The sequence below is a fragment of the Pseudomonas sp. LjRoot71 genome, assembly GCF_964253255.1.
Classification (GTDB): Bacteria; Pseudomonadota; Gammaproteobacteria; order Pseudomonadales; family Pseudomonadaceae; genus Aquipseudomonas.
In genome coordinates, this window is sequence record NZ_CAXURA020000001.1 from 1,118,322 (window position 1) to 1,144,759 (window position 26,438).

The 26,438-nt window shown below is 56.0% G+C and carries 25 protein-coding genes and 2 pseudogenes; 13 read left to right on the forward strand and 14 right to left on the reverse strand.

Annotated features, from left to right (window positions below; genetic code table 11):
- Positions 1 to 9: 9 nt before the first annotated feature.
- From ACSQ17_RS05260 to ACSQ17_RS05270, 3 genes are all read right to left on the reverse strand, one after another.
- Complete coding sequence (locus ACSQ17_RS05260; RefSeq protein ID WP_436067876.1) at positions 10 to 603, reverse strand: hypothetical protein; 594 nt, start codon at positions 601 to 603, stop codon at positions 10 to 12.
- A gap of 10 nt (positions 604 to 613) precedes the next feature.
- Positions 614 to 1,528 (reverse strand): hypothetical protein, encoded by a 915-nt coding sequence (locus tag ACSQ17_RS05265; protein ID WP_436067877.1) that lies wholly within the window; start codon positions 1,526 to 1,528, stop codon positions 614 to 616.
- A gap of 67 nt (positions 1,529 to 1,595) precedes the next feature.
- Positions 1,596 to 2,468 (reverse strand): tetratricopeptide repeat protein, encoded by an 873-nt coding sequence (locus ACSQ17_RS05270; protein ID WP_436067878.1) that lies wholly within the window; start codon positions 2,466 to 2,468, stop codon positions 1,596 to 1,598.
- 84 nt (positions 2,469 to 2,552) lie between these two features.
- On the opposite strand from ACSQ17_RS05270, the gene ACSQ17_RS05275 reads away from it, so the two are divergent.
- From ACSQ17_RS05275 to ACSQ17_RS05305, 7 genes are all read left to right on the forward strand, one after another.
- On the forward strand, positions 2,553 to 3,548 hold the full coding sequence (locus ACSQ17_RS05275) for a helix-turn-helix transcriptional regulator (RefSeq protein WP_436067879.1): 996 nt from the start codon (positions 2,553 to 2,555) through the stop codon (positions 3,546 to 3,548).
- A 200-nt stretch (positions 3,549 to 3,748) separates the two neighbouring features.
- Positions 3,749 to 4,591, forward strand: coding sequence for a hypothetical protein (locus tag ACSQ17_RS05280; protein WP_436067880.1), 843 nt, complete (start codon positions 3,749 to 3,751; stop codon positions 4,589 to 4,591).
- Positions 4,592 to 4,837: 246 nt separating this feature from the next.
- Positions 4,838 to 5,038: a hypothetical protein gene (locus ACSQ17_RS05285; RefSeq protein ID WP_436067881.1), complete on the forward strand. Its 201-nt coding sequence runs from the start codon at positions 4,838 to 4,840 to the stop codon at positions 5,036 to 5,038.
- Positions 5,039 to 5,350: 312 nt separating this feature from the next.
- A complete protein-coding gene (locus ACSQ17_RS05290; RefSeq protein ID WP_436067882.1) occupies positions 5,351 to 5,998 on the forward strand; it encodes a hypothetical protein in 648 nt (215 codons plus the stop codon).
- An 87-nt stretch (positions 5,999 to 6,085) separates the two neighbouring features.
- Positions 6,086 to 10,090: a hypothetical protein gene (locus ACSQ17_RS05295; protein ID WP_436067883.1), complete on the forward strand. Its 4,005-nt coding sequence runs from the start codon at positions 6,086 to 6,088 to the stop codon at positions 10,088 to 10,090.
- Positions 10,087 to 12,165, forward strand: a complete 2,079-nt coding sequence (locus ACSQ17_RS05300) for a hypothetical protein (RefSeq protein WP_043221861.1) — start codon at positions 10,087 to 10,089, stop codon at positions 12,163 to 12,165. The genes ACSQ17_RS05295 and ACSQ17_RS05300 overlap by 4 nt, the downstream gene beginning before the upstream one ends.
- Before the next feature lie 420 nt (positions 12,166 to 12,585).
- Positions 12,586 to 13,023 (forward strand): acetyltransferase, encoded by a 438-nt coding sequence (locus ACSQ17_RS05305; RefSeq protein WP_014717580.1) that lies wholly within the window; start codon positions 12,586 to 12,588, stop codon positions 13,021 to 13,023.
- A 51-nt stretch (positions 13,024 to 13,074) separates the two neighbouring features.
- Here ACSQ17_RS05305 and tnpC read toward each other — a convergent pair whose 3' ends face one another.
- The 3 genes from tnpC to tnpA form a co-directional block, all read right to left on the reverse strand.
- On the reverse strand, positions 13,075 to 14,604 hold the full coding sequence (gene tnpC, locus ACSQ17_RS05310) for an IS66 family transposase (RefSeq protein ID WP_436067884.1): 1,530 nt from the start codon (positions 14,602 to 14,604) through the stop codon (positions 13,075 to 13,077).
- Between the two features lie 61 nt (positions 14,605 to 14,665).
- Positions 14,666 to 15,001 (reverse strand): IS66 family insertion sequence element accessory protein TnpB, encoded by a 336-nt coding sequence (gene tnpB, locus ACSQ17_RS05315; protein ID WP_436067885.1) that lies wholly within the window; start codon positions 14,999 to 15,001, stop codon positions 14,666 to 14,668.
- Positions 14,998 to 15,315 carry an IS66-like element accessory protein TnpA gene (tnpA, locus tag ACSQ17_RS05320; RefSeq protein ID WP_436067886.1) on the reverse strand — a complete coding sequence of 106 codons (318 nt, stop codon included), beginning with the start codon at positions 15,313 to 15,315 and terminating at the stop codon, positions 14,998 to 15,000. The genes tnpB and tnpA overlap by 4 nt, the downstream gene beginning before the upstream one ends.
- 413 nt (positions 15,316 to 15,728) lie before the next feature.
- Between tnpA and ACSQ17_RS05325 the strand changes: the two genes are divergently transcribed.
- The 3 genes and pseudogenes from ACSQ17_RS05325 to ACSQ17_RS05335 all read left to right on the forward strand — a co-directional run bounded on the left by ACSQ17_RS05325 (position 15,729) and on the right by ACSQ17_RS05335 (position 17,833).
- Entirely contained in the window at positions 15,729 to 17,015 is a 1,287-nt protein-coding gene (locus tag ACSQ17_RS05325) for a Fic family protein (protein WP_436067887.1), read from the forward strand.
- Positions 17,016 to 17,064: 49 nt separating this feature from the next.
- A pseudogene (locus tag ACSQ17_RS05330) lies at positions 17,065 to 17,277 on the forward strand (inositol monophosphatase family protein); the annotation flags it as partial.
- Positions 17,261 to 17,833, forward strand: a complete 573-nt coding sequence (locus ACSQ17_RS05335; protein ID WP_436070431.1) for a DUF3223 domain-containing protein — start codon at positions 17,261 to 17,263, stop codon at positions 17,831 to 17,833. The pseudogene ACSQ17_RS05330 and the gene ACSQ17_RS05335, both read left to right, overlap by 17 nt.
- Before the next feature lie 425 nt (positions 17,834 to 18,258).
- On the opposite strand, the gene ACSQ17_RS05340 is transcribed toward ACSQ17_RS05335, so the two are convergent.
- The 4 genes from ACSQ17_RS05340 to ACSQ17_RS05355 form a co-directional block, all read right to left on the reverse strand.
- Positions 18,259 to 18,471 carry a helix-turn-helix transcriptional regulator gene (locus tag ACSQ17_RS05340; protein WP_436067888.1) on the reverse strand — a complete coding sequence of 71 codons (213 nt, stop codon included), beginning with the start codon at positions 18,469 to 18,471 and terminating at the stop codon, positions 18,259 to 18,261.
- A gap of 146 nt (positions 18,472 to 18,617) precedes the next feature.
- On the reverse strand, positions 18,618 to 19,133 hold the full coding sequence (locus ACSQ17_RS05345; RefSeq protein WP_436067889.1) for a type II toxin-antitoxin system YhaV family toxin: 516 nt from the start codon (positions 19,131 to 19,133) through the stop codon (positions 18,618 to 18,620).
- Positions 19,130 to 19,459 carry a type II toxin-antitoxin system PrlF family antitoxin gene (locus ACSQ17_RS05350; protein WP_021249050.1) on the reverse strand — a complete coding sequence of 110 codons (330 nt, stop codon included), beginning with the start codon at positions 19,457 to 19,459 and terminating at the stop codon, positions 19,130 to 19,132. Before ACSQ17_RS05350 ends, ACSQ17_RS05345 begins: the two co-directional genes overlap by 4 nt.
- A 772-nt stretch (positions 19,460 to 20,231) precedes the next feature.
- Positions 20,232 to 20,534, reverse strand: a complete 303-nt coding sequence (locus ACSQ17_RS05355; protein ID WP_007182542.1) for a putative quinol monooxygenase — start codon at positions 20,532 to 20,534, stop codon at positions 20,232 to 20,234.
- A 768-nt stretch (positions 20,535 to 21,302) separates the two neighbouring features.
- On the opposite strand from ACSQ17_RS05355, the gene ACSQ17_RS05360 reads away from it, so the two are divergent.
- Both ACSQ17_RS05360 and ACSQ17_RS05365 read left to right on the forward strand, forming a co-directional pair.
- The gene (locus tag ACSQ17_RS05360) at positions 21,303 to 21,611 is read left to right on the forward strand and encodes a helix-turn-helix domain-containing protein (protein WP_371106407.1); all 309 of its coding nucleotides are present in this window, start codon (positions 21,303 to 21,305) and stop codon (positions 21,609 to 21,611) included.
- A gap of 66 nt (positions 21,612 to 21,677) precedes the next feature.
- Complete coding sequence (locus ACSQ17_RS05365; RefSeq protein ID WP_037031229.1) at positions 21,678 to 21,863, forward strand: hypothetical protein; 186 nt, start codon at positions 21,678 to 21,680, stop codon at positions 21,861 to 21,863.
- 322 nt (positions 21,864 to 22,185) lie between these two features.
- On the opposite strand, the gene ACSQ17_RS05370 is transcribed toward ACSQ17_RS05365, so the two are convergent.
- Both ACSQ17_RS05370 and ACSQ17_RS05375 read right to left on the reverse strand, forming a co-directional pair.
- The gene (locus ACSQ17_RS05370; protein WP_031634792.1) at positions 22,186 to 23,169 is read right to left on the reverse strand and encodes a zinc-dependent alcohol dehydrogenase family protein; all 984 of its coding nucleotides are present in this window, start codon (positions 23,167 to 23,169) and stop codon (positions 22,186 to 22,188) included.
- Positions 23,170 to 23,264: 95 nt separating this feature from the next.
- Entirely contained in the window at positions 23,265 to 24,008 is a 744-nt protein-coding gene (locus ACSQ17_RS05375; RefSeq protein ID WP_031634793.1) for an SDR family oxidoreductase, read from the reverse strand.
- A gap of 143 nt (positions 24,009 to 24,151) precedes the next feature.
- On the opposite strand from ACSQ17_RS05375, the gene ACSQ17_RS05380 reads away from it, so the two are divergent.
- Positions 24,152 to 25,066, forward strand: a complete 915-nt coding sequence (locus ACSQ17_RS05380) for a LysR family transcriptional regulator (protein WP_436067890.1) — start codon at positions 24,152 to 24,154, stop codon at positions 25,064 to 25,066.
- A 101-nt stretch (positions 25,067 to 25,167) separates the two neighbouring features.
- On the opposite strand, the pseudogene ACSQ17_RS05385 reads toward ACSQ17_RS05380, so the two are convergent.
- Positions 25,168 to 25,319, reverse strand: a pseudogene (locus ACSQ17_RS05385) (IS5/IS1182 family transposase); the annotation flags it as partial.
- A 303-nt stretch (positions 25,320 to 25,622) separates the two neighbouring features.
- Positions 25,623 to 26,426 (reverse strand): inositol monophosphatase family protein, encoded by an 804-nt coding sequence (locus ACSQ17_RS05390; RefSeq protein WP_436067891.1) that lies wholly within the window; start codon positions 26,424 to 26,426, stop codon positions 25,623 to 25,625.
- Between the last annotated feature and the right edge of the window lie 12 nt (positions 26,427 to 26,438).

The window sequence follows — 26,438 nt, forward strand, 5'->3', positions numbered from 1 at the left end:
CCGGCAACCTCAAATGACCTCAAGCCGGTAGGTATCGGTATCACCGACCAACTCAAAGAACAGCTCGCCATCCGAAGATTGAGGCTTGTCGGATGCAGAGGACCAGAACGAAGAGTGCTGCCTCGCATAGGTGCAAAGCGCGGCCACCAACGGATGGGCCTTCCACAGCTCGGTCAGCTCACGTCGATGCAGGCCCGGCATAAAGAGCGGTGCAAGCTTCTGCTTTTGATCCAACGAAAGCTCAGCCAACTCCTGCCCATGCTGACTGATCCACTTGCCAATCAAACGAATGTCGCTGTGGTAGCGCGCATCGGTCACTTGAAGCTGAGCAATACGGATTTTCTGCGGTTCTACAACAACCCGGCAGGCAACGTATTCATCGCCATCCGCCAGCTGAGCACTGGCATTCTGCAAGGCGAGTTCAGGAGTTGGGCTGGCGTAAATTGCATGCCGGCGGGACGGCATATTTTTCGGCCGGAGAGACTCCCACAGGTTATCGACCACGTAGGGAACATTGCTGGGAACACGAATAGTCGACTGACGTCGAAAGCCCTTTTCTGCCGCCACCAACTGGCTAGACGGAATCGCTCGGAACAGCTCCATGTAAAACTCCTTAGGGTGAAACCTGGGGAAGCGGTAGTGGGGGCAGTTCTGGATCTACGTTGAAGCCGATCATAAAGAGTGCTTTCTCAAGCTCGGCAATGGAGCCAATGCTTGGGTTGTAGGCCATCACTTGCTGCAGCAGCCTTCCTGCAAGTAACACCTGATCCGCCCATAGCAGGCACTGCGCGGCGTTGAGCTTGCGAAACTTGAACTCCCCCAGCGATGGATTTCTATTAGCGTCGCCTCTGCCGTCTCCCCACCGAAAGGCTAAATCAGCCGGCACAGTGGGTACACCAGCGCGCAGGAGCCAATAACGAGCAAGCAGTCCCAGTGCAGCACCAACACGCCCATCGTAGATGATGATGTTGTCAGGGTCGGCCGCCGCATAGACCTTTGTCATAGCGGAATTCATTAGGAGTTTCTTGCCATCGAATGCAGCAAGCCCTTGAGCAGATCCAGGCTGAAGCAGTTGAACTGCCTGCATAATCGATTGGCACAGCGTATTATGCTGGTACTGATTTTCGACCCAAACTCGGGATTTATCATCTGGGTCTTGCGCAACGTGACCCCAGTCGAAAATATCCAAGCAGGCTTGGTAAGCAGCAGCTTGATCCTGCACCGCGAGCGCTTGTCTTAAACGAGCTGCAATACACTGGATTGAGAGAGGTTTAGGAGCATCAGGCCAAGAGTAGTGAGAAAAGGCTTCCCAAAGAGTATGGCACCACCAGTGCTGCACCGAAGAGGTAATACGCCCTTTCCAAGGCTTCCAGCTCTGATGTTTACTAATGCGATAGCTATGCAGCAGCCCTGCCCCCGAAGCATTTTCCACTGGGAGCAAGTCACGCATCTCTGCCAGTACCTCTGGCTTGCCCCATAAATCAGCCAGGTACTGCGCAAAGGCCTTTTGATTTCCAGTCAGACTCATACCCTTCCCCTTAATCATCTAACCCCAGCACCTCTTGATATCCCTGCTGGGGAATACAGCCAGCATGCTATGCACTTTTGCATGCCTGTTGAATGGCAACATCCGATGCACGCAACTCTCTAGCCCAAAAGCTTCCTTGGCTGATCGCCAAATCCCGCCAGAAACGAAACAGCAGCCCATTAGGATCCGGCGGGGACTCAAGGGTAGAGAAGTAAAAATCGGTAAGCCGTTCAGTCGCCAGTACCTGCCCCTTCATGGCCGCCCACTGCAACCAGTAGAGGCCAAGCGCAGGATCATACTCAGTTGATGCCTCATCCAGAGCCAGCCTGCCGAGTAAGAAACACGCCATCACGTCATGCTCCGCCGCACCTCGCTTGTACCAACTGATAGCTTTGCCATGATCAGCGATAACGCTCTCGTCCCCACGCTCATACAAGCTGCCTAGCGCCTGCGCAGCGCAGGGAATTCCAGCCTCGAAAGCCTGTTCGTAATAGTCGATGGCCAAGACCGGATCGACGGCAAAACCCTTACCATAGAACGCCTGCTCGGCAAGGTTGAATAGCGCCTCTGCAGAGCCCATCACTGCTGCGATCTTGAACAGCCGCCTCGCCAGTTCAGGATTCGGCTTGAGCCGTGAGCCATTGAGCCACCACCACCCCAAATCATTGAGTGCATCCGCGTCTTCCATGATTGCCTGCTCACGCAGCTCTGCATAGCGACTCCGAACCATGATCGGCTCAACCAACCCAAGGAGCGGATTGGCTGCTTTGATTTCGTGATACGTGATACCCGCCTGACCACTCAGCTCCATTACTCGCAGTGACGGCATGCCTATGCCTGCATACAGGAGCAGTATCTCGTCAGGCTCGGCAAGCTCGACCAAGTCAGCTCGGGGAAGAAGGCTGTCCAGGATGTTGAAGACGTCCGCAGACTGACGCATGCTGTTGCCTCATCGATGATCGTGCTTGACCATTTTCCATTAGCTTTGCGACATCCCATGTCGCACACAAACAAGGACGATAGTGTGGATCAGCTTATTCGCTACGAAAGGATTCTCGGCCTGCTTCCCCGCAAGGAAAGTGCCATTAGTATCAGCGCTATACACCAGAACTTAGCGGCCCAAGGGACATACGTCAGCATAAAAACCATCCAGAGAGACATGGCTGCGCTCGAAGAAAAATACAGGCCGTACGTCTGCTACAGGAAGCAAGGTAATGCCACCCTGTGGTGGGCAGAGAAGTCGCTTTCACGACTATTCATGCTGCCAACCGATGCAATGAACCTTGTCATGATCATGAATCACGCTGCAAGATTTGGAATGGCGGCACAGGTAGAAAACCTGGCACCTCTTCGGGATTACGCAATATCCCGACTGGAAGGAGGCAGGCCTCGCCAGGACTGCTCTGGTAAGGTCACCAGCAACACCCGTTTCATTGTCCTGAGGCCCGGGCAAGTCAAGCCAGAGGTGCTGGAGGTTGTTCAACAAGCCCTGCTGGATGATCACTCGATCAATGCGCTCTATCTGAAGCGCGGAGCCAGCGAACCACGCCAGATGCACCTCAAACCTCTGGGGCTGTCCTACCAGGACTCCAATATCTACCTCGTATGTGTTTTCAAAGGCTTGCCCGAAGGCAAACTGGCATCCCTTCCCCTGCATCGTTTTCAGTCTGCCAAGGCTACATGGGAAGACCTAAAAGCTCCTGACGGTTTTGAGATGAACTCGTTCGAGGTCAAGCGCAGCCTTATCAGCCAGAAATCAGAGCACCCGGTACGACTGAAACTGCGCATTTCGCAAGCCCTCTATGAGCGCCTGGACGAAAACGCACTCACCACCGATCAACAGCTACAACCGACAGCTGATGGCTGGTGGTTGATGACGGGGAGCCTGCATCTCAGCCAGGGGCTGGACCTATGGCTATTGAGCCAAGCCGAACACCTGGAGGTTCTCGAACCCATTGAACTGAGAGAGCAAATCGCCAAATCGGCGAAACGAATGGCGGCGCTGTACGAAAAAAGTTAATGCGACACAGGCTGTCGCATACCCGAAGCATCCTGTCTTCTGCCATCTAACCACGGAGACTCAGCGATGAAGACCTACTCTGCCTTTCTGCAACGTGTGACACCCAATGCGGGACCCCGCGCCAACTTTACGATCACGGTCCAGGCCGTGAGCTCCGAAATGGCTCGCGTCACGGCCGAAGCCCAATACCCGGGCTACAAATGCGCCAACGCCCCCGTGCAAGTGCGCTGAAGGTGCCCAAGCCACACTATGGCAAATTGGGGCTTCGAGAGTATCTGTACTACCTGCTCAATCAGGGAGAAAACCTCAAAAGCCCCAATAGCGTCCCGCGGCAGGCAGTTGCTCAAGAGAGTCCATGCTTGGAGGTGTACGAAGTTGGGATTTTTTCCGCAACTCAAGCGGAGGCAAATCAGCTCAACGAGCGAATCGCGGGGGCCATGGGCAAGCATCTAGCCAGCCCGGCGAGGCACCGTTTTACGGCTTATGGCTTGGATCAGGCTTGGCGTCCGCAGCACCTTTTTGATGAGATCCACTGGGTTCACGGCCTCTCCCCCTGCCCACCACCGCAAGAGCTTCTGCAGAGCCTGGGAAGCAATGTGCACATCCATCTGTATGAAAACTGCGAGACAAAACTACAGCCTGGATTTCGCACCTATCACTGGAGGTCAGAAAAGGATCTGACAGAATTTTGGGCAAGCTTGTATCTCTCCCGGGAGATAGGCTGGCCATTAGATCTGGACTGGGAAGGCTATTGCATGTGGCAACCACGCATTTCGTGCATTGCCACAGTGATCTCTGGCTGGGGCTCGACACCTAGGGATGCTCTGGATGCCCTGCTCGCGTCCGTGGACGCAACCAATCCAACTGACTCAGAAGTTGAAATCCTGATCATTGAGGGCAGTATGGACACATGTCTTGGTGATTACGTCGATATTGTCAGAGCGCTGGAGCGAAACCTCGAACTCGAATGCATAACCACTATCTGGGTGAGCCCGAACTATTCAGGCTTTGGCCTGAAGCTTCTGACGTTTCGACACCCATAACAGCAACGGCACCATCCTCGCCAAGAATCCAGATAGGTTCTTCAGTCTGACCTGGAGGCAACGAATGGATGAACTTTCAAGATCCTTCCGCCGAACGCTGAAGACATGTCGACCTACAGGTCAACACATCGCCTTGCACCAACGACGCCGACCTCGAATACTCAGCAGCGAGGAGGAAGCCCTATTGAGCGAGCTTCTACACCGACTTGAATCAGCCGAGCTGCTACACACCTCAGAGAACGAATCATGGCTCGTCTTCTAAGCACTACCTCCCCAGCCCTGAACATCCAGCTGGACTGCGGACAATCAGTCTCCGTTGAAGCCTTCATGTACGGTCTGACCTATGGAGGACTCATTGAAGGGGCGCCCAATGAGAGCCTCAATATCATGATCATGGAGCGCGCGCTGATTTGCCACGAGGCGTTATGGGGAGAACGCCAGACTTAAATGATTCCACCTGCAATGGATGTCAGCGATCCGGCACACCCTACCCTGCCCCGACTCAACCTGCATGTATGGCTGTGCGCAGAGCCTATAAAGCCAATGTTCGATGGCTCTCAACTGGTGGTCACCTGGTTTGTGGACGAGTGCCATACGCAACCACTGGCGGAGGTGATTTCAAGCGCCATTCGACATCTGCCATGGAAGCAGCTGGCACGCGACTTCGACCATTAACGCCCCACTCCAGTCAGTCAAATTCATTACTATCTCCCTTAAAAGCCTTGATATGGTCTGGTTTTCAGTACAGGGAGCTATCGCATGCACTACCAGGCTTTGAAGGACCGCCATCGCCAAGAGCGTGACCAGCAACATCCCAATCTCAGCCTACGACTGCATCGAGCACTCAGTTGGCTGAACCGTGCAGAACAAGCCGAAGACACTGATGGCCGATTCATTTTTCTGTGGATCGCATTCAACGCAGCCTATGCCACCGATATCGATGAGCAGTTGCGGCTATCCGAGCAGGAAACATTCAAAGCCTTTCTCGAAAAACTGTGCTCACTTGATAGCACCAACAGCATCGAGAAGCTCGTCTGGTCAGAGTTCCCCGGTAGCATCCGGGTGCTACTGGACAACCCGTATGTTTTCCAAAGCTTCTGGGATCATCAAAGCGGAAAACTCAGCGAAGAACAGTGGAAAGAACGTTTTGCCAGTGGGAAAAAAGCAGCAGCTTTGGCGCTGGCCAACCGCAACACGCCTGCGGTACTTGGCGTGATGTTCAACCGCATCTACACACTGCGAAACCAGCTCATTCATGGTGGAGCAACCTGGAATGGCCGAGTGAACAGGGATCAGCTACGAGACTGCTGCAACCTGCTAGGAAAACTGGTGCCATTGATTATTCAGATCATGCTGGACAACCCAGACACCCTATGGGGCGATGCCAACTACCCAGTGGTTGGCTGACGAAGGTTCATCTTGAATAGATGAATAACCATCAATCCGTTTTTGGGGAGCAACATCAGCTGCCTCGACAAGCAAAGGATTGCCGCCATGCAGAAGAAACTTAGAGACACCAAGGGTGGTAGCCGCCCCCCAGAGACTCCACCGCTGCAAAATGGCGACCTGTTCGCCGGCATCCCTTCTGCGCAGGAGGGGGCGGTCAGTGCTGCGCTTAGCGACGAGATAAATTCGCACCGGGCCAGGCTGGCGCCGTTTTTCAATGGGCACGCCAAGCCTAATCCTTCGGTAAGTTTCGCCAACGACGGCACTGGCTTCGGGAAGTCCTACAACGTGTTCGACCAGTTCATCGAGCACGCGGCAGTGCGTGGCGAACGTGGTGGCCACCGCAACCTGTTCTTTATCACCCCGCACAAGGCACAGATAGACGTCTCCAAGGCAACTCAGGAGAAGGCAGCTGCTCGGGGTGTCAGTATCCTCAGTTTCCTGGCGGAGCAGGATTTATCCGACCTCAACTTTGTCGGCTGGGTATCGGGTATTTGCAATGAAGATCTATACGTCGGCTGGACTAGGGTTCTCAAAACTGAGTACTACCGCGAGACTATTGGCGAACTGAGTAGCGCTATTAGTGGACTCAAGATCACTGAGGCGGAGCAGACTCGATTCCTGAAGTCGGGGGTCACCGACTACCTGCGAGAAGCTGATCTTGAGCGTCGGATTGATGCCGCTAAAAGCCGCCTGCTCTATGCGTTGCAAGACTTGGCCAAGGCGGTAATCCGGGAGAAGGTTGGTTTTGAGTTCCAGACCACCCACGAGCGCTTTCAGCGTGCCAATGACGACCGTGATCGGGCCAAGATCCAAATCATCGATCACGTTCTACCGTTCGAGCGGGCCAAGGTGGGACCTACCATCTTCGTTGCCACCACCGCCCGATTCCTGAAACGCGCGTTCATCGGATATTTAGACAACAAGAAAGAACCCAATATCAAGAAGCTGGGCTTTGACGAAATTCTCGGAGCTAAGCGCGGCCCAACCGATGCGGATGAAGACGCCGCCGCCCCGATTGGGGCAGCCTGCAGCCTGAGCCATGATGAGCAAATTGCGTACCTGAAGAGTGACTTCTTCCTCCCCGACGAGGCCAACTATTTCCAGCTGAACGGAATCACCTTCAACCTCGTCATCGACGAGGAGCACGACAGCTACGACCGGATTTTTGAGGACGGTAAGAAGAAGCTGATCAGCGAGAAGGTCAAGCCCCCGCATGTTATTGCCGGCCTCCACCGCCTGATGGAAATGATTTCGGCAACGTATGGCCCTGACGAGGAGGAGCCCATCGCGTTCAACGAAGCTGTTGAGCTGATGAATGATCTCCGCCGGCATTACGATGAGGACTGCGAAACCAGCGTCAGCTTGGACTCCATTCTGCAAATGTGTTCCGGGAATGTCGGACACATCACCATCGACAACCGTGATGTCGAGCAGATCCTCGCTTTGTCACGCAACATCTTCAGCATGACGCCAAGGCGCTTCTACAACGAGGATGCCCTCAAGCGTATTCGAATGCGGTCTGTCTGCGGCAAGAGCGAGATCCGCCTGTCCTTCAATGATGGTGGCCCCAGCACAGACCCAACTTTGCACGACTTCTTGCAAGTCATGCTTTGTGCCCTGTACGCCTGCTCCAAGATCCCTCAAAACAGCTCGCTAAGACATTTGCTGGCGCTGGGCGAGGATGCCAGTCAGAACGCCCCACTTTCTGAGTTCATCACGAAGGCTCGTCAGCATAGCTCCTATGTCGCATCCATCTTCGACCGCGCTAAGGACGCCGAGATTTTTGTAGATGCGTTCTTCACCTTCTTCGCTCCCAAAATCGTGTTTTCACTGGTCAAGGTGGACAAGATTCCCTTCGGAAATGACGCGGTGAAGAACCGTATTTTTGTCGACTTCCACCTCGACCTGATCCTGGAACTACCTGAGGTCAAACTGCTTCGTATCCTGCATGGAACACAGAACAGCGCGATGTGCCTGAGCGCAACAACGGGCTTCAAGGACTCCTACTCAGGGAACTTCTCCAGGAAAATGCTGAGCCGCTATGGGGAAGCGCTTGGCGATAACCTTGGTGTACGAGTAATTCAGCGGTCTGCAGCGGACGTAAGTGCAATGGAAGACCTCCGTGAGGCCCGCGCCAAAGCCAGAACGATGCAAGTCAGGCCTTTCCACAACACCTCTGCAGATGACATCAGCGGTTTGCGCAGCGACCCTGCCTTCCAGAGTGCATACAAATTCTGGTCAAACGCCCTGCTTCCTCAGGGCTACCGTGAAAGCAAGTATCGAATGTCAGCCTACCGCCGGCAGATCGAGGCCATGCTCATGGCCGCCTGGGATGGAAAGAACACCTTCATTCTCTCCCTGAACAACCGTTTTGCAGATCTTTTTAGAACCCTGTTGGCACAGGGCCTTGAGGGTCGCTTGAAGGGTTTTCGGCGCAAGCACCAAGACAAGATTTTCGAGCTGAAACCTTTTGAGGACAAAACTAGGATCAGGGTCATCCTCTTCAGCTCCCAGCTGGCTAAAGAGGTCAACATCGACGAGTACCTTAAGGTTGATGCAGATACTCGCATTTGCCTGATCTCCGCATACGGCAGCGCTGGTACCGGCCTCAATCTGTTCATTGAGCGTAGCGAGGACAACTTCCACCAAGACTTCGACCGTCTGGTGCTGGTCAATACCCCCTTCTACAGCGCGATCCGCGAGAAGGACACCGGCCTCAACACCGTCAAAAACCATATTCTCCTGCTGAAACACATCTCATCCGGGGAGAACGAGGCTGTTCGTTTGTCTGAGTTCGACTCAAACCTGATGCAGCCCAAGAATCGCCGCATCCTGAACCACGAGCATGATCTAGCAGTGCTCAAGGCCATCATCCAGGCTGTAGGTCGCGTTGAAAGACGGGATAGCTATCTCCACACCGAAATCTTCCTACCGAGTGACGTCATCGACGACTTGGTGGTGAGGTATAGCCGGCTTCGCCGTGAAGGTAACGACCTTCTCATCAACAGCCTTTCGCTACTGAATCACAGGCTCATGCAGTTCTGCCTTGAACAAGCGGAGAGACGCTGCTTCCCATCCGAAGTGGAACGCGAGCAGTTCACCGCCAACGTAGCCGCCGCTGCTGACGACATCGAAAACTTCTTCAGCGGGGCATTCCGAAACAAGATTCTCAGCAGCGCGCGTGAAGGTAATCGGGATGCCATCGAGCTCAATGAGCTGCTCAGGTCACCAGATAGCATCACCGCCCCTGAAAAGTACGTCCGCAAGCTCCTGGCCTCTCCTCTTGTAAAGGCCTCCAACTACTACCAAGAAGTCATTAGTGCCTTTTACCTTCCGAGGCAAGTAACAGATCGAGTCACCGTCTGCACAACATCGGAAAGCTTCTACCACCTCACCGACCTGCTTCATGGGCAAGCTGTCTATCAGCCCGCGAAATGGCTGGTTCCTGACTACGTGCGCACAGACGGCAAAGACACTGACTCAGGGCCTGGCATCGTTAATCTAGCGTGCAACATGGCCAGCGATGGGGTTGATGTACACCTACCTAACCCGGCCCTCATCCCGCTCCTGAAGGGGAACGTGGGGGAATTCATTTTCTCGAAGGTGCTCTCCGCTCTGGGGATCAAACCACTGAACCTGGATCAGTTGATCGATCTTCTAGGGCCTGCGGTGTACGAGTACTACGACAGCTATATCCACGTTGATGACACCATCATCTGCATCGACGTGAAGCGGTGGTCGGGCACCCTGGACAACCACGAGCAATCTCTCAAAACCCTTCGCAGAGCGGAGAAAAAAAGGCAGGACATGTATGAGCTGTGTGGAGCACTGAACCTGACCCCACGCTTCCTCTATGTCAACACGCAACCCAACCACAACGATCTAAATGCCGAGCGCGAGTTTAATTTCGGGGAGTCAATCCACTTCCTAAACGCTTTCAAGACGATCACTAGCTACGTCCCTACCAAGGACAAGAATCGCATCTTTAAAGTCGATGACCGCTTGATGATCAACCCTACTCTGGAACAGCTGCTAAGGAGCGCGGAATGAACCTTTTCAACGTCCTGGAACCAGGAGCAGCCGCCAAGGCCCGCACCAACATGCTGAAGCTACCTGGCGACCTGGAGACCATCATTGATCGCTTGTCGGCCCGCACCGAAGGGGTTGGGCATATTCAGGCGGCCGTGGTTGAGGTAACCCGTAACTCTGACGAGAGGACCGAGAGGTACTACCAGCGCGTTGATGCGACCATCAAAGACTTCATCCGCAAGAAGCTTGGCCTTTCTGCCCTAACCAAAGTGCACTACAGCAAATTCAACGCGAGAAAGGGGGTTTTCGGTTTCCTATATCTGAGCGCCCTGCCCCCAGAGCCTGGTCAGGTTCGCGAGGTCATCGCTGAGCATTCGCTGAATTCTCTCTACGCGATTCAGGCCCTGCTGGACCTGAAACTCAAACTTTCGTTCCTCTTGGACGTGGACAAGCACTATGAAATTGCCCCGGTCGAATTCAATGCTGACCTGTACATTGGACTGATGCTGAGCCGCACATCCAAGGACGGAAAATTTGTCTTCGATGCACTGGCGTACGACCTGTTCTTCTCCAAAGAACAGGAGCTCGCCATTAAGCTCAATCGAGTGGTCATGGAATGCTCCACCACACAGGACGCCATCAGCCGATCGATCACAGACAGCGGCGAGCTCATGTTCGACTGGGCCGGGAAGCGATTCGAGCGCACCCGCCGGCTCAGCGCGACAACGAACAGTGATCGCAACTACATGGCCTTCGCCACGAACAATGAAAATGCCAAGGCCTGCGATCGCTATGAAAACAGCATCAACTACCATCAAACCGACTGTATCAATCGAATCGAGCGCTTACTGAATCTGTCAGGGGTTGAGTTTATCCCTGTCGTGTACGAAGCCACTCACCAGGTCAAAGCCTTCCTGGAAGGACTTCCGACCATGTCCAACCCACTTTGGCTGCTCGACACTGTCACGAGCTATTCAAGTGATGAGGCCCGACTTGGCTTCATCAGCGAGCTCGTCGACAGGTTTGGAGCATCAAAAGTGCTGGCCGCCGACTCCCTTCCAGACCCCACGCAACTGAATGTGGGCACAACGAACTATCTGGTTCTTAGTGAGAAGGTCAAAACCGTTGGGGGAAGCAAGAACGGATCCAGCATCTTTGAAACCTCCATCGACGAGTCCTTCAACTCCTTCTGGCAGGCTCTTGCTGCCATGCAACGCAATCCCACAGCACAGTTCGACTACTACACGTCGGTGAAACTACATCGCTTCGCCCAGTCTATCGGTAGCATCTGCCAGGGGTTCAACGTAGTCGCCAGCAAGCTTCCATCTGAGGCGGCAGTCGAAAAGTCCCTGCAGGAGCTGGCCCTGAAAGAGGCAATCCATAAGGACAAAGCCGTAACCATCAGCGAAGCAACGCTGCCCACAATGTCCCTAGAGCTGATGAGTTGCCGGAGAGACTGGAAGGAGAACGTCTATATCCAGGTTCTGGATGTATCCGTTGCCGGCGAGACAATCAAAATTGAGCAATCGCGCCGATACGACGAGGCCTCCAAGGGGGAATTCAACTACGAATTCAAGAAGCTCAGTACCACTCTCGGTAAAGGCGATGCGAAGCCCTTCGATGTCATTTGGGATGGGGCGTTCCTGATCCGCGACAAAGAAACTAACGCCTGGCTAAACGCATACAGAACCGACCGGATACCCTCGATCATCGGGAACACCCTGTTCGACAACCAAGAGCGTCAGGACAACGGCATACCACCGTCACGAGAGGTTGGCATCCAAGTATCTGCCCTCCCGTACTACCTCACGCCAACCAGGCAGAAACAGCGCCATAGCATCTTCATCCAGGAAAACGGTACTGAAGGGGCCTGGTTCTTTGTTGCGTCTAACAAAGCAGCCAACAACACCATCCCGAAGCAGAGCCTCGTCTACAACGTAGTAATCACGAACGATTCCGGAGCGAAGGTTCCCGTCTTGAGCCACCCGCTGGGTGAGATGTTCTTCTCTACGTTCACCTTCGACATAGTGAAGCTCCGGGAATCGGCCAAGACCTCGATCCTTCAAAAAATCGTTGAGCTCTGTCTGCACAACTGAACAGAGCGGGGCTCCACATTGGCGCCGTACGCAAGGGACACTCCCCCCAGCAGAGATGTTTCGCACCAGATCAAGACGAGGATCGCATTTCGCCTCAAGCGTGCGCACCGCGAGTTCGACGGTAAGCGTCCGGGTAAGTCACCGTAAGCTCCTGACATCATCCGGTTCTAGCGTCCCGCGTGAGATCCCTACCGGCCCGGCCACCATCTGTCAGGTAGGCTTCCACCATTCCCTTCCGTAATTTTTTATTGACACCCCAAAAGCCTCTCAGTACCGTCCTTCCTCCCTCCTGTCAGGCTACCTCTGCCGTGAACCGCCCAGGCGTTAACTCGCGAAGCGGTCATACAAGTTGCCGCCACTTATACGGTCGCTATCTAGTAGCGCGCCTCATTTCCGATATCAAGTGTTAAGGATGATTCTATGATCATTCGTCAGGCTACTAACGCCGACCATCCGCAACTGCTCAACATTTGGCTGCGCTCCGTTCGCGCCACACATCACTTCCTGCAAGAATCCGATATTGAGGCATTGCTCCCTCAGCTCCGCGATATTTACCTACCCGCTGTTGAATTATGGGTTGCGGTAGATGCCGAGGACTGCCCGCTAGGGTTCATCGGGCTCAATGAAAACCACGTAGAGATGCTCTTCATCGAACCAGATCTGCGAGGGAAAGGGATTGGCCGCGCACTGCTGGATCATGCCCGCAGTTCGCGCAGTCAGATGAGTGTTGATGTGAACGAACAGAACCCCGAAGCGGTAGGGTTCTATTTACATTACGGGTTTGTTCAAACAGGTCGTTCTCCGCTGGATGGCGAGGGCCGCCCCTTCCCCTTGCTGCACCTGAGCCTGCCCGGCTAGCGCTGTAGTAGTGAATCGCTCCTAAGCTTCTGCTTCGGGGCGATTCATTATTCAGCAGGACGGCATCCATTGATTCGGTAGCAATTGCCCGATCTCACTGGCTCGCTGTGTCGGCAACCGTGTCAGCACATCTTTGAGATAGGCATACGGATCATGTCCATTCATACGCGCCGACTGGATCAGGCTCATGATCGCCGCTGCTCTTTTGCCGCTACGTAGCGATCCGGCAAACAACCAGTTCGAGCGCCCCAGTGCCCATGGCCGGATCTGGTTCTCGACCTGGTTGTTATCGATGGGTACGGCTCCATCTTCCAGGTAGCGCGTCAGCGCTACCCAGCGTTTGAGGCTGTAATCCAAGGCTTTCGCCGTTGCTGATCCATTGGGCACAAGATCACGCTGGGCCAGCATCCAGTCATGCAGCGCGCCGAGTATCGGTGATGCCTTTTCCTGCCGTATTCGCCAGCGTTCTTCATCGCTCATGTCCCGTGCTTGCCGTTCGATTTCGTACAAGCCGCCAATCGCGTGCAATGCCTGTTCAGCCAGTTGGCTTTTGTTCGCCGCATGAAGATCGAAGAACTTGCGACGGGCGTGGGCCATGCAGCCAATTTCGGTGATGCCCTGCTCGAAACTGGCCTTGTAGCCTGCGAAGTCGTCGCAGACTAGCTTGCCATTCCACTGGCCCAGAAAGTTGCGCGCATGTTCGCCGGCACGACTGGGGCTGAAGTCGTACACCACCGCTTTTAGATCGGCAAAGGGCGTGGTGCTGTAGGCCCAGACATAAGCCCGATGGGTTTTCTTCTCGCCCGGGGCGAGCATTTGCACTGGCGTTTCATCTGCGTGGATCACGCGTTGGGCCAACACGGCTTCGCGCAGGGCATCGACCAGCGGCTGGAGCTGCACGCCGGTTTGTCCGACCCACTGCGCCAGTGTCGAACGCGCGATGGCCAGGCCGGCACGGCCAAAGATTTTCTCTTGCCGGTACAGTGGCAAGTGGTCGGCGAATTTGGCCACCATCACGTGAGCCAGGAGGCCGGCGGTGGGGATGCCCTTGTCGATCACCTGGGCCGGCACGGGGGCCTGGATAAGTGTTTCGCACTGACGACAGGCCCATTTGCCACGCACGTGCTGTTCGACGGTGAACACGCCCGGCGTGTAATCCAGCTTTTCGCTGATGTCTTCGCCAATACGTTGCAGCTGGCAGCCGCAGGTACACTGGGTGTTCTCCGGCTCATGACGGATCACGGTGCGCGGAAATTGCGCTGGCAGCGCTGTGCGCTTGGGCTGTTGGCGGGGCTCGGCTGGAACAGGCGGAGGATTAACAGCTTTCAACTCCGCCTCAATAGCGGCGATGTCGGTGTCGAGCAGGTCATCAAGCAGGCTGCCCTGATCAGGGCTTAGCTGCTCGCTGCGCTTGGCGAACTTGTGCCGTTTGAACCAGGCGATTTCGTGGGTGAGCTGCTCGATGACTGTTTGATCGCGGTGGATCTTTTTGCCCATCGCATCGACTTGTGTGAGCAACTGCGCGGCCAGTGCGCGCAGCTGGTCAGGTGTCAGTTGGTCGAGATTGGGCGAGGAAGTCATGCCGCTGATTGTGCCAGAACAGCCGGTCAGCGGAGATAAACCGATGGGCTAATGGCAGGTGCTACAGCACTGTGATCGCGCCGGCTGCGCCGACCCGCTGCCAGGGCAACCCCAGTACCAAAGCCTGAAGTTGCTCGGTGTCGAGTTCGACTTCCGAGCCGTGCCGGATGCCTGGCCAGTGAAACTTGCCCTGATTCAATCGCCGCGCTGCCAGCCAGATACCCACGCCGTCATGCACCAGTACCTTCATTCGGTTGGCGCGGCGGTTGGCGAAGAGATAAGCGCAGTGCGGCTTCGCCGCACCGAACACCGCGATCACGCGGGCCAGCGCGGTTTCAGTGCCAGCACGCATGTCCATCGGCTCGGTGGCGAGCCAGATGGTATCGATGCGGATCACTGGGCAAGCCCACGGACAAAGCGGGCGCATCCCTCAGGATCGGAAGCTGGCCATTTCACCGTGACCGATTCCTTGCCAAGCGGTAGCTCGATAATCACCGCTGCTTCAGTCGGTCGTTTGGGCGTCACCCTCACCGGAACGAACCCCGGCAACGCAGCGGGCAGTTGATCTCGGTAAAGCGGTAACCACTTGCGAATGACGTTGGCGTTGATGCCGTGGCGAATGGCAACGCTGGAGACGGTTGCACCGGGTTGCAGGCATTCCTGAACAACCTGGGCTTTGAACGGTTTAGGGTAAGAGCTTCGTTGGTGCATGGGAATCCCGGCGATAAGGGCTATCGCGTCCGCCTAAAAATACGCGGACACCATCGCCCTTAAAGCTGGAGTTCGGAAGGTGAGTTCGCCGGACGCTTACGTTCGACGTGTGCATACTCGAAAGTGTCCGTGCTAACGGGGCCTCGACAAAGGTGCATCGGTCATGGACGCATCAATATCCAGGCCCCCAGCACATCTGAACTACTACCCTCGCTCAGCCCACCTCAGCCCTCACTATGGCGCAGACCGCCTGGAACTGCGCCAAATTTGTCACCTCAATTGGCGCAGTTAAGAAAACTGCGCCAGAATTGCGCCAACAGCATTCAAACGGCGCCAGCTAAGCTATGCCCTCCTCCACAGACATACTCAACAGTATCCAGGCATCTGGGAACGGACTGACGCTGACTGAGCTATTGGCCAAACACCCCGACATTGCTCGGAGAACAGCGCAGCGACTGATTGCAAAGCTGATAGAAAATGGTCAAATCTCAGCGCAGGGTGAAGGTAGAGCACGACGCTATTTCGGAACTGCTATCCGGGCAGAAACCAGCGCCCTGGACACTGATAGCTTCCCGTCCTTTATCCCGCTGTCAGCAGACAGCCGAGATATCCTCGCTTACATCAACCAGCCACCTGAAGCGCGCAAGCCCGTTGGCTACCAGCGCGACTTCCTGGACACCTACCAGCCGAACGTAACGAGCTACCTGCCTGAATCCTTGCGGCGCCAACTGCACAGAATGGGCAAAACCACAGATACCGTGGAGCCCGCAGGCACCTACAGCCGTGCAGTTCTGAATCGCCTGCTGATCGATTTGTCGTGGGCTTCTAGCCACCTAGAGGGGAACACCTACTCGCGACTCGATACACGACAGCTCATTGAGCATGGCAAGGCCGCACAAGGCAAAGCAGCTATCGAAACACAGATGATCTTGAACCATAAAACGGCAATCGAGCTGTTGGTCGAGAACATCGAAAGTGCAGAGCTCAACCGCTACACATTGATGAACCTGCACAGCGCCCTGGCCGAGAACCTGCTTCCAAACCCTGCAGATGAAGGCCGCATCCGGCAGCATGCCGTCGACATTGGGAAAAGCACCTATCGCCCTCTCTCAACACCACAGCAGATTGAGGACGCCCTGGAAGTTCTGCTCAACAAGGCTAATCAGATTGCTGATCCGTTCGAGCAGTCGTTCTTCATGATGGTGCACCTGCCCTACCTGCAGCCCTTTGCCGACATCAACAAGCGCACTTCTAGACTGGCAGCGAACCTGCCACTGTTTCGTGCCAACCTATGCCCGCTGACATTTCTTGATGTACCCGAACAGGCCTACAGCCGAGCTACGTTAGGCGTCTACGAAATGACCCGGGTAGAGCTGCTGCGCGACCTGTACCTCTGGGCCTACGAACGCTCAACGCAGGAGTACCTAGCAATCAAGCAAGACCTTGCTGAACCAGACCCACTTCGACTGACCTGGCGAGACTTCATCAAATCGACCATTCGCGAGGTCGTCACTCATCCGGAGCTTGATCCACTGGCCTGCATTCAACGCGCCGTAGCAGAGCATGTTTCAGACACTGAGCAGCCAGAAGTACAAGCCCTAATCGTTGAAGAGCTCCGACGGCTGCACGAAGGGGTGCTAGCGCGTTACGGATTACGGCCATCCGAGTTCACTCTCTGGAAATCGCACCATGGGAACTGATGAGTTCACGTCCAACCATTCGCGCCCTCAGGCAGAAAGCGAACACTCAATGCTGAACCCTACGGATTACAAAAGCTTCCTTGCACAGGTCGTCCAACTAGTCGAAGACGCTGGCCAGCTGCTCATTACTGAATGGCAACGCCCAGAAGGGCCGCGCGGCTCAGGCGATAAAGCAGATGTCGATGTTGAAATTGAATCACTGCTGAAGCCGCGGTTACTGCAGCTGCTCGACTGTGATTTCTGGGGTGAGGAAACAGGCCATAGGTGGCCAGATCGGCCACTTCGAACGGCGCCTGAACACAGGAACAGGCTGGAGCAACTCCGGCTTCTGGGTGGTGCGACTGGACGGGTCCGCCACGGACTTTTCATACATTTGGGCCGTCAAAGGCCTACTAGGGGACCGGTCGAAGGATTTCTACGGCGCATGCCGGGAGGCTGTCGCACTCGATCTCATTCTGGCCAAGAAGCGTGCCTTCGCGGAGCATGGCGACGCTCATGGGTTGGTTGCATGCGAACTGACTGGCGTGATGGTCAGCATCGACGACGCCCATCTGGATCACGCTTGGCCCAACTTCTCTCACATCGTCAGTGGCTTTCGGGCGGCCAGGGGTTGGTCAAGTGACATCCCAGACGGAGTCGTATCCGCCCCAGCTGACGGGCAGACGACGCCCACATTCGTCGACAAGGCAGTTGCGGATGCCTTCCGGGACTACCATCACAACCAGGCGATGCTGCGAATCCTCTCCAAGTCGGCCAACCTCCAGACTGCCAGCCAAGCTCGAAGACCTAAGATTGCACGCCCGGCGAGGCTGCTTTGATCAATTGCGGACGCGGGTTCAATTCTGGAATGGGAATCGAACTGGCGGCTGGTTACCTGCACACGGTTGATGCCAACGGGCAGTCGGAACTGGTAGGATTGCGAGCATCAAGAGTTGGATTCCGCACCTTTCCGCAGCAGTTCTAAGCGGTGGTAAGGCGCTGAGTTACTGAGGTTTGGCGCAGGGTTCCACCCCACCCAGACCCCGCAGGAGTTCGAATCTTTCCGCACGAACCCCCAGAAACCCTCACTAGCCCGCACGGCCCGATGCTAGGACGTTGATTTTCAACAAATCGCTCGATCGATCCGCGCTTGCGGACTGCGGACGTTCAATAGGCCGGAAATCTGGCTCGCCCAGACAGCCATCGGTGCCGTCACGTTGCAAATCGTCGGTACTTGTCGATATTTGCGGCCGAAATGGAACATTCAGCCAGCACTGGCCTGCGTCGCGACCGCCCTGGTCGACGTTGCCAGACACGACTCCTCGTAGGCCTCGATGTCCACCTGCCGGTAGAGCACCCGGCCGCAGAGCTTAAGGAACTTGGGCCCGAGTCCCTCGCTGCGCCAGCGTTCCAGGGTGGCCTCGCTGATGCTCCAGCGGGCGGCCAGTTGTTTTTGGTTGAGGTGAGCGACTTCCATTTTGGTCTCTTTCCGAATGAGATGGCAGGAGTCCATGAAGGCGCTGTTCCGCCCGCGAGCCAAGCGATATCGAGACGCCGACTATTCACCGCAGTTTTTGCGGAGATTGGATAGCGGATTCGCCGCAAGCAGAATGCCGTTTGCTGTTATCGCTGCGCCGCTGTTGCCCTGGCCAATGATTCCTGCATCCGCTGCGATTCCTTCTGCGCCTCAGCCAGGAGCTGATTCCAGTCATCGGGCGGATGCCCGCTTTCCAGCATCTTGCGGAACACCCGGTAGGCGTCGTCGCTGCTTTCGTAGGCGCGTTTGGTGTCTTCGTCATTCACCCAGGCGTAGACGATCACCTTGCTCGGGGCGTGGTAGCGGAAGAATAGTCGGTACTGCTGGAAGAACTTGGCCCGGAACCAGTGCTTGTGATCGTCACCGAGCGTCCCACCCTGGCGGTACTCTGGTCGCGTCGGATCTTGCGGGATGACATCGAACGCCAGCTTGGTGATCGCGGCCAGTCGTTTGCTGGCGTTCTTTTTCACATACCCGACAGGGTCCTTCTGCTTAAGGCTCTCGACCTGCCGCACCAGCGCTTCAATCTGTGCGAGGAACAGTGGATGGGCAAAGACCGTCCAGGCATGAATGACCAGAGGCTCGGGCTTCCCTGCGCTCATTCATCGTCTGCCGACAGGGCGGCATCGAGGTCGACATCGACGCCGCCGACCAGCGACTGGATGCGTTGGACGAGGCCGGCATCCACAGCTTGCAGCCGCTCGGGATGGCGAGTGATGTCGGCAGCCAGGAAGCCGAGGAACTGGCCGAGTACCGGGTCGTCACCGTCGGATGCTTCGACGCGCGTCAGCACCACCTCGCCGCTGGGGCGAATGGTGTAGTGGATCTTGTCGCGCTTGCCCAGCTTGAGGGCACGACGCACGGTTTCCGGCACCGTGGTCTGGTAGCGATCGGTGAGTGTGGATTCGACTTCGAAGGTCGCGGCCATGGCAGTCTCCTGCGGATCTGGGTTGATGCTTGAATGGTAATGCAGTCGCATTGTCTTGTCGATGCAGTTGCATTGCATCCAGGGACACCCGACTCGAATGGGTGTAAATGGGTGTGCTTTTGGCCGGGGCGCCGGACTCGGGTTCGATTCCCGAACCGGAATTGAACTGGCCCCAGAAAGCGAACGAGGTTGAGGCCGCATATCGGCGACCAATCAGAGCGAAAAACCTGCTTGATCGTCCATGGTCGATGGCCGTACCGACAGGCTTTTCGATCCGGTTCGCACCGGTTCGCAGCAGCCCGCACCGCTTCGATTCCGTACTTTCAATAGTCGTTTGATACGGGGTACCATCCCACCCAGACCCCGCAGGAGTTCGAATCTTTCCGCACGCCCCCCCCCAGAAACCCTCACTAGCCCGCACGGCACGATGCTAGGTCGTTGATTTTCAAGAAATCGCTCGATCGATCCGCGCTTGCGGACTGCGGACTTCCAATGGGCCGGAAATCTGGCTCACCCAGTCGGCTCTCGGTACCGACACGTTGCAAACAGTCGGTACTTCTCGATAACTACCCGACGAATCGGAACATCTCAGCTAGCCCTGATGTTGCCCCTGCTTGCTGACGCAGCTTGGAAGTTCTGGCTGCAATATTGCCCCCCCAATCGCTGTGGAAGGTAGCTCCCTGGGCAAGTGCAATCGAGGGGGGGGGATCGCTGCGTAGGGCCGTGTGACCCCCATCCTGCAGCGTGACCTGATTGGGTCAAGGCCGGGTTGTCATGCAGGCAGTTTGGCTGCAAGTAGTTCGACCTTCTCGATATTGGGCGGAGAACTGAGCAAGGTCGCGGCGTTGGCCATCAAGGCCGCGGCGATCTGGCCGTTCAGATGTGCTTGGCGACCTGCCTCATCGGCAAAGGCATCGAACACACCGAACGTCGAAGGGCCAAACTTCAATGCGAACCAGGCAGTGGTGCCGGACTCGGCGTTGGCGAGCGGCAGTGCGCTGGCCAGGAAGTCGGCAAGCGCAGCCTCCTGGCCGGGTTTGGCTTCGAGGCGAACAAACAGGGCGAGCTTGGTCATACTGTAATCCTTTGGGTAAATGGGTTAGGTGAATGGATCAACGAGCCTGCAGTCTAAGTCGTCATGACAGCCATCTCTATAGACAATAATGACAACATTGATATCATTATTGCCATGAAACTCCACATCCTTGTTTGTGATGGCGTGTTTGATCTGGGGCTTGCGGCGCTCACCGACACAGTGGGCTTGGCCAATGCGATGGCGGGCTCGCTGCCACAGGCTCCCGCGCACATAGAGCTCACGCTGGTGGGCGTGCGGCGTCGCATCCGAACTGCGCAAGGCTTGACGGTCCCCGTGGTCCCTGCGCGTAGTGTGCCGGAACCAGACGTCGTGCTCGTGCCCGCGTTTGGCGACAAGATGCCTGACACGCTCTCAGCTCGGCTCACACGCCCCGATGTGCCCGACGCGGTCGCGGCGCTACAGCAGTGGTCCACCGCTGGCGCGCACCTAGGTGCCGCTTGCTCCGGTAGCTTCTTGATTGCAGAGAGCAGCCTGCTTGATGGGCATCGTGCGACGACGTCATGGTGGCTGGGGCCGATGTTTCGGCAGCGCTATCCGAACGTCAAGCTGGAAGAGTCACGCATGATCGTGAACTCGACACGCTTCACCACCGCTGGTGCCGCTTTGGCCCACGTCGACCTGGCCTTGCGCATCATCCGGGAGCGCAGTCCGGCGCTGGCGGCCCTGGTGGCACGCTATCTGCTGGTCGAGGCACGCAGTTCGCAAGCCGAGTTCGTTATTCCCGACCACCTTGCGCATGCCGACCCGATGGTGGAGCGCTTCGAGTGCTGGGCCAGAAGTCAGCTCGCGAAGGGGTTCTCGCTGGCCGAGGCGGCCAGCGCCGCGGGCACAAGCGAGCGCACCTTGGCGCGGCGGCTGCAAAGCGTTTTGGGCAAGACACCGTTGTCGTATTTCCAGGACCTGCGCGTGGAGCATGCCGTCCATCTCTTGCGCACCGGAAACGCGAGCGTCGACCAAGTCGCCGCACAGGTCGGGTACTCGGATGGGGTGAGCCTGCGGGCCCTGTTGCGCCGCAAGCTGGGCCGGGGTGTCAGAGAGTTGCGACGCGGTGGATGACCAGAGGCGTTTGGTGTATACACGGCTGGAGACCGCCGAGAAACTGACGCAGGCCAAACGGCGCATTTGGACCTGACAAAACTACTGCCCGCCACGGCGCGCAAGCTCCAGTTTGACCCCGGACAAAGTTTTGCTGGCAATGTCGTGGTTGAGCAAATCAATACCTTGATTGAGCAACGCTGTGCACTGACGATTCGGCGGCTCACCGACCCCGCCGCCGACAATGACGCAGCCGCCGAGCCCACCGTTTGAACTACCGTGCGGACACGGGTTCGATTCAGGGTTTGGGAATTGAACCTACATCCCATCGCAGACGAGTTTGATGCCCGTTTCCGGCGACCAGCATGGCTGAGAAACCTGCTTGCAGGTCTACAATCGGGCAGGCTTTACGATCGAGTTCGCAATGGTTCGCAGCAGCCCGTTGCACTTCTATTGCGTGGTTCTCCCATTGAGGAAGTGACTTTTTCAGACCATCCTTAGGGCTGTGAAAAAACGGCTTCACCGAGGTGGATCAGGAGAAGCAAGTTCCTCTTATCCCTGCATGGCACGATCTGCCTTACAGGCACGAAGGCCCTTAGTCGATATCAATGACGGCCTTACCTCGTACATCTCCGCGCTCAAGCATCTCATGTGCAGTCTGAGCTTGGCTTAAAGTAAAGCGGAACTCATCTACCAGCGGCTTCAACTGGCCCGCCTCTGCCAATTGGGCAGCCTTGCGTAGGATTTCGCCATGGTGAGAACGCCCTTTGCCAGAAAGCATTGGCAATAGGACAAATACCCCGGATAGGGTCATGCAGCGCAGGGAGCCCGGAGCTAGGTTATGGGAGGAAAAAGCAGCGCAACTGACGACGTGCCCATATGGGCGAATAGCCTGGAACGACAGATCCAAGGACTCGCCACCAACGGTGTCATAAATAATGTCGAAGCCATCCCCGTTAGTGTGCTGGGCCACATACTCATTGACGCCAACGCTTTGATAATCGATGGACGTTGCCCCGTAGGACTCGATGATTGATTGCTTTGCCGGGGACACGGTTGCATAAACATCCGCACCAAACGCTTTGGCGAGTTGTACGGCCACATGCCCGACTCCGCCAGCGCCACCATGAACCAACACGCGGTCACCCGCTTTCACAGCTGCTTTATCTACTAGGCCTTCCCATGCAGTCAGCGTCACCAGTGGCAAAGCTGCCGCTTCGCGCATGCTTAGATTTCTGGGCTTGATGGCTAACAAATTTGCATCGACTGCCGCGTACTGGGCTAGAGATCCCTGCAATCCACGCACACCGCCAGTTAGACCATACACCTCATCCCCAACTTGGAATTGAGTAACGCCTTCGCCCACTGCCTCAACGACGCCAGCCAAATCAGTGCCAATGATCGCTGGTAACTCAGGCATCGCGTAAGGGGCCTGCCCCAGGCGAATTTTGTAGTCGATTGGGTTAACGCCGCTGGCTTTAATCTTTACCAGTACCTGCCCTTGTTGTGGCGAAGGCTTTGCGACTTCGACTTCACGCAGGGTGCTCGCGTCATAGCTGTCTAGGCGCAAGGCCTTCATCAGTCCCCCACTCGAAAGCGATTCAGTTACGTTGCTCACAGCTTTTGACTCCATACAAGCGGGGCCTGACGCCGAAGCGGCAGGCCCTAAACTCATTAGAATTCCTGCACGGTTGGGCGCAGAACGATCTCGTTAATATCCACTTCAGCAGGCTGCTCAATTGCGAAGGCGATAGCCCGAGCGACGGATTGAGCGGGAATTGCATGCTTGTAGAAGTCCACCACGAAATCGCGGCTCTGTTGGTGGGAGCTGCCGAATTTCAACTCGGAGTCCACGGCACCTGGTTCGATAGTCGTGGTGCGAATGCTGCCACCGACTTCGTGACGCAGTCCTTCGGAGATGGCCCGCACAGCAAACTTGGTGCCGCTGTACACCGTGCCGCCAGGGCTGAATACCTTCAGGCCTGCAACCGATGCGATGTTGATGAAGTGGCCACTGTTTTGTTTCTGGAAGACCGGCAATGCAGCCGCGACTCCGTACAGCAGCCCCTTGATGTTGATGTCGATCATGCGATCCCACTCGTCAGTCCGAGCATCACTGAGCGGTGCAATCGCCATCAGCCCGGCATTGTTGACCAGTACATCAATGCGCCCGTAGGTGTCCACGGCACCTTGAATGAGCGTTTTAACCTCTTCCTGAGAGGTGACATCGGTCTGATACGCGATTGCTTGACCACCTGCATTGGTCAGCTCAGTCACCAATGCGTCGAGTTTATCTTTGCGGCGTGCGGCCAGCACTACGCGCGCGCCAAGCGCAGCAAGGTGGCGTGCAGTCGCTTCACCCAAGCCACTGCTGGCGCCGGTGATAACGACAACTTTTCCAGAAATGTTATTGCTCATGTTGAGAACCTCATCGGCGGGTTTGTACTTCGCCATGGCTGGTTAACCTGGCAGTGCGCAAACTTTAGTCCCATGATTGATCTCAATAAATGGAAATGATTGGATTAAGCTATTCCTGAATATGGAATAAAAGGGAGGGCAACATGCTTAACCGCATGGAGATGGTCAGGATTTTTTGCACAGCAGCAGAGGCAGGTAGCTTCCGCGAAGCGGCAACCCGATTAGGTATCTCCCCACAAGGGGTTACCCGAGCCATTCAAGCCCTGGAAACGGAGCTTGGCGAATCGCTGTTTCACCGTAATACCCGCCAGGTGAGCATCACTGCTTTCGGTCAGGATTACGCCAAAGATGCCAGATCAGCTCTGGAACATTTCGACACGCTATTCCGGTCGCACAGGATGGAACCTGAGCTGTCAGGGAGGGTGGGAATCACGGCGCCACATGCTATTGGCAGGCGCTTCTTAATACCGTTTCTTCAGCCCTTGGCCGCAGCACATCCAGACCTGCAATTCGATCTCCGCCTGGAAGATCAGATGACCGATGCCGTTGAGGCGCATATCGATATTGGCATCAGGGTGGGTGTTATTCGCGACCGGCGCTACGTCGCACGGGCCTTAGCTCCCGTGCCGTTTTATGTTGTCGCAAGCCCGGCGCTAATAGAGCAAAAGACAATACCTAGATCTCTGGATGCCTTGGCTCAGCTGCCACTTTCAGTCCTGATCGACCAGAAAAATGGTCGCCCTTGGCCTTGGCTATTTGCCGACGGGAAAACATTTACGCCCAGGCAGCCAGCTCTTATCTGTGATGATCCTGACACGGAATTGGAAGCCACCCTGGCAGGCATGTGCTTTGGCCAAATTCCTGCCTATCTGGCTGAGCCCCATCTGCGGTCAGGCAAGCTGGTTTCTGTTTTGGCTGATCTCGCTCCAGCGCCATGGGATCTGTTCATATACCGCCCGCAGCTGGGCCCTGTATCGAAGCGGGTGCGATTGGTGTACGACCATCTTAAGCAGGCTTTCTCAAACCCCGAGCTATTTCCCCAAGGCCTGGGGACATAGCGATGCATACCTGCCAGCCAATCGTCCGCTATTGGCCAATTCTGTTGAAAAAGTAGCGACCTCCCCATGCCGTTGGCAAAATTGCTCTGTCAGCGAGCGTGGGGGCGAACAGCATGATGGGGCAGCTGGCCAAGGTCGAGTTCATCGACGAAAACATCGACCACCCGTACCGGGTTGGTGTCCGCCACATAGTCAGGCTCTCGGGAAGCAGTGCGCTTTGGCCTCGATGCTCTCCCTGGATAAAACGCTTCATTGGCATCCTCCAGCTGATTTGAATCCATCAAATCACAGCAAGGTCGATGCCAACGTTTTTACCCAGCCTGGGCCGGAAGTGGTCGATCCAAGGCTGGACACTGGTTCATCTTGACCGAACGCACCAATGTCCATAACACCGTCACTTGAGTTCTAGGATCCGTTCCTCGCCTAGGCGTGGCACAGTTCGAAGAAAACTGCGCCACATACGCAGCCAGAACTGGCGCAGTTCATGAAACTGCGCCAAGTCATCAACCCCCCGCAAACGTTGCGATACTGCTGGCTCGAAATCAAAAGACCATAGCTACTCAAACAGTCGATTCCACTCTCGGTTCACCAGTGATCGACAGATAACTGGTGAACCTCCGAAGCACCGATGCGAGACCGTCTTCATTTGTGTCTCTGCCACGTATGAAATCTCTTCTCCGTCCTGATTGAGAAGTACGCCCCCAGCACCTTTTAGCAATGCATGCCCTGCTACCACGTCATGCGCGGAAACCTGGACAAGTGACACGCCCGCAACCCCATCACCTGCAGCTACACGAGCTAACTGGTAGGCAATGCTTGGCATCGCGACAAATCTACCCGGAGCACACAATTCAGAATTTAGCTCTGGCTTCATCCTGGCAGCAGTACTGACCATTACTCGACTGCCTGAACTCCACTCCTGTTTTGACAGATTCGCGTCAACCGGCTCGCCATTACGCAACACTGATGGCATACCCTTAGCCCAAGCGATGCAGTCAGCAGGGCGCCCCTCCAGTACAGGCGCATACACAACACCGAGAACAGGCTGAGCATTTTCAAGAAGTCCTACCGAAATGGCAGAGCCCTTGAATCCCTTCAGAAAGTCAGCAGTCCCGTCGTTAGGATCCACCACCCAGCAGAGCGGGGCACCGGTCAACGAATGCCCTGTTTCCTCGCCCCAGAAATCTCCATCCAACAGATCCAGCAGGCAAGGCCGCAATAGAGCCTCGATTTCTACATCAACATCCGCTTTATCACCCGCTCCGCGAGGCCCCTCAGGACGCTGCCACTCTGCGACTAGAAGCTCGCCTGCCCTAGTGACCACCTGGGTGACCCTAGAGAGCAGCGATGAATAATCCATGTGTTTTCTCCA

What these genes read in the sequence shown, in the direction of transcription:
- ACSQ17_RS05260 (WP_436067876.1), bottom strand. Translation starts at nt 603, where the DNA reads ATGGAGCTGTTCCGAGCGATTCCGTCTAGCCAGTTGGTGGCGGCAGAA.
- ACSQ17_RS05265 (WP_436067877.1), bottom strand. Translation starts at nt 1,528, where the DNA reads ATGAGTCTGACTGGAAATCAAAAGGCCTTTGCGCAGTACCTGGCTGAT.
- ACSQ17_RS05270 (WP_436067878.1), bottom strand. Translation starts at nt 2,468, where the DNA reads ATGCGTCAGTCTGCGGACGTCTTCAACATCCTGGACAGCCTTCTTCCC.
- ACSQ17_RS05280 (WP_436067880.1), top strand. Translation starts at nt 3,749, where the DNA reads ATGCGCCAACGCCCCCGTGCAAGTGCGCTGAAGGTGCCCAAGCCACAC.
- ACSQ17_RS05285 (WP_436067881.1), top strand. Translation starts at nt 4,838, where the DNA reads ATGGCTCGTCTTCTAAGCACTACCTCCCCAGCCCTGAACATCCAGCTG.
- ACSQ17_RS05290 (WP_436067882.1), top strand. Translation starts at nt 5,351, where the DNA reads ATGCACTACCAGGCTTTGAAGGACCGCCATCGCCAAGAGCGTGACCAG.
- ACSQ17_RS05295 (WP_436067883.1), top strand. Translation starts at nt 6,086, where the DNA reads ATGCAGAAGAAACTTAGAGACACCAAGGGTGGTAGCCGCCCCCCAGAG.
- ACSQ17_RS05300 (WP_043221861.1), top strand. Translation starts at nt 10,087, where the DNA reads ATGAACCTTTTCAACGTCCTGGAACCAGGAGCAGCCGCCAAGGCCCGC.
- ACSQ17_RS05305 (WP_014717580.1), top strand. Translation starts at nt 12,586, where the DNA reads ATGATCATTCGTCAGGCTACTAACGCCGACCATCCGCAACTGCTCAAC.
- tnpC (WP_436067884.1), bottom strand. Translation starts at nt 14,604, where the DNA reads ATGACTTCCTCGCCCAATCTCGACCAACTGACACCTGACCAGCTGCGC.
- tnpA (WP_436067886.1), bottom strand. Translation starts at nt 15,315, where the DNA reads ATGCACCAACGAAGCTCTTACCCTAAACCGTTCAAAGCCCAGGTTGTT.
- ACSQ17_RS05340 (WP_436067888.1), bottom strand. Translation starts at nt 18,471, where the DNA reads ATGGAAGTCGCTCACCTCAACCAAAAACAACTGGCCGCCCGCTGGAGC.
- ACSQ17_RS05345 (WP_436067889.1), bottom strand. Translation starts at nt 19,133, where the DNA reads ATGAGCGCAGGGAAGCCCGAGCCTCTGGTCATTCATGCCTGGACGGTC.
- ACSQ17_RS05350 (WP_021249050.1), bottom strand. Translation starts at nt 19,459, where the DNA reads ATGGCCGCGACCTTCGAAGTCGAATCCACACTCACCGATCGCTACCAG.
- ACSQ17_RS05355 (WP_007182542.1), bottom strand. Translation starts at nt 20,534, where the DNA reads ATGACCAAGCTCGCCCTGTTTGTTCGCCTCGAAGCCAAACCCGGCCAG.
- ACSQ17_RS05360 (WP_371106407.1), top strand. Translation starts at nt 21,303, where the DNA reads ATGGTGGAGCGCTTCGAGTGCTGGGCCAGAAGTCAGCTCGCGAAGGGG.
- ACSQ17_RS05370 (WP_031634792.1), bottom strand. Translation starts at nt 23,169, where the DNA reads ATGAAGGCCTTGCGCCTAGACAGCTATGACGCGAGCACCCTGCGTGAA.
- ACSQ17_RS05375 (WP_031634793.1), bottom strand. Translation starts at nt 24,008, where the DNA reads ATGAGCAATAACATTTCTGGAAAAGTTGTCGTTATCACCGGCGCCAGC.
- ACSQ17_RS05380 (WP_436067890.1), top strand. Translation starts at nt 24,152, where the DNA reads ATGCTTAACCGCATGGAGATGGTCAGGATTTTTTGCACAGCAGCAGAG.
- ACSQ17_RS05390 (WP_436067891.1), bottom strand. Translation starts at nt 26,426, where the DNA reads ATGGATTATTCATCGCTGCTCTCTAGGGTCACCCAGGTGGTCACTAGG.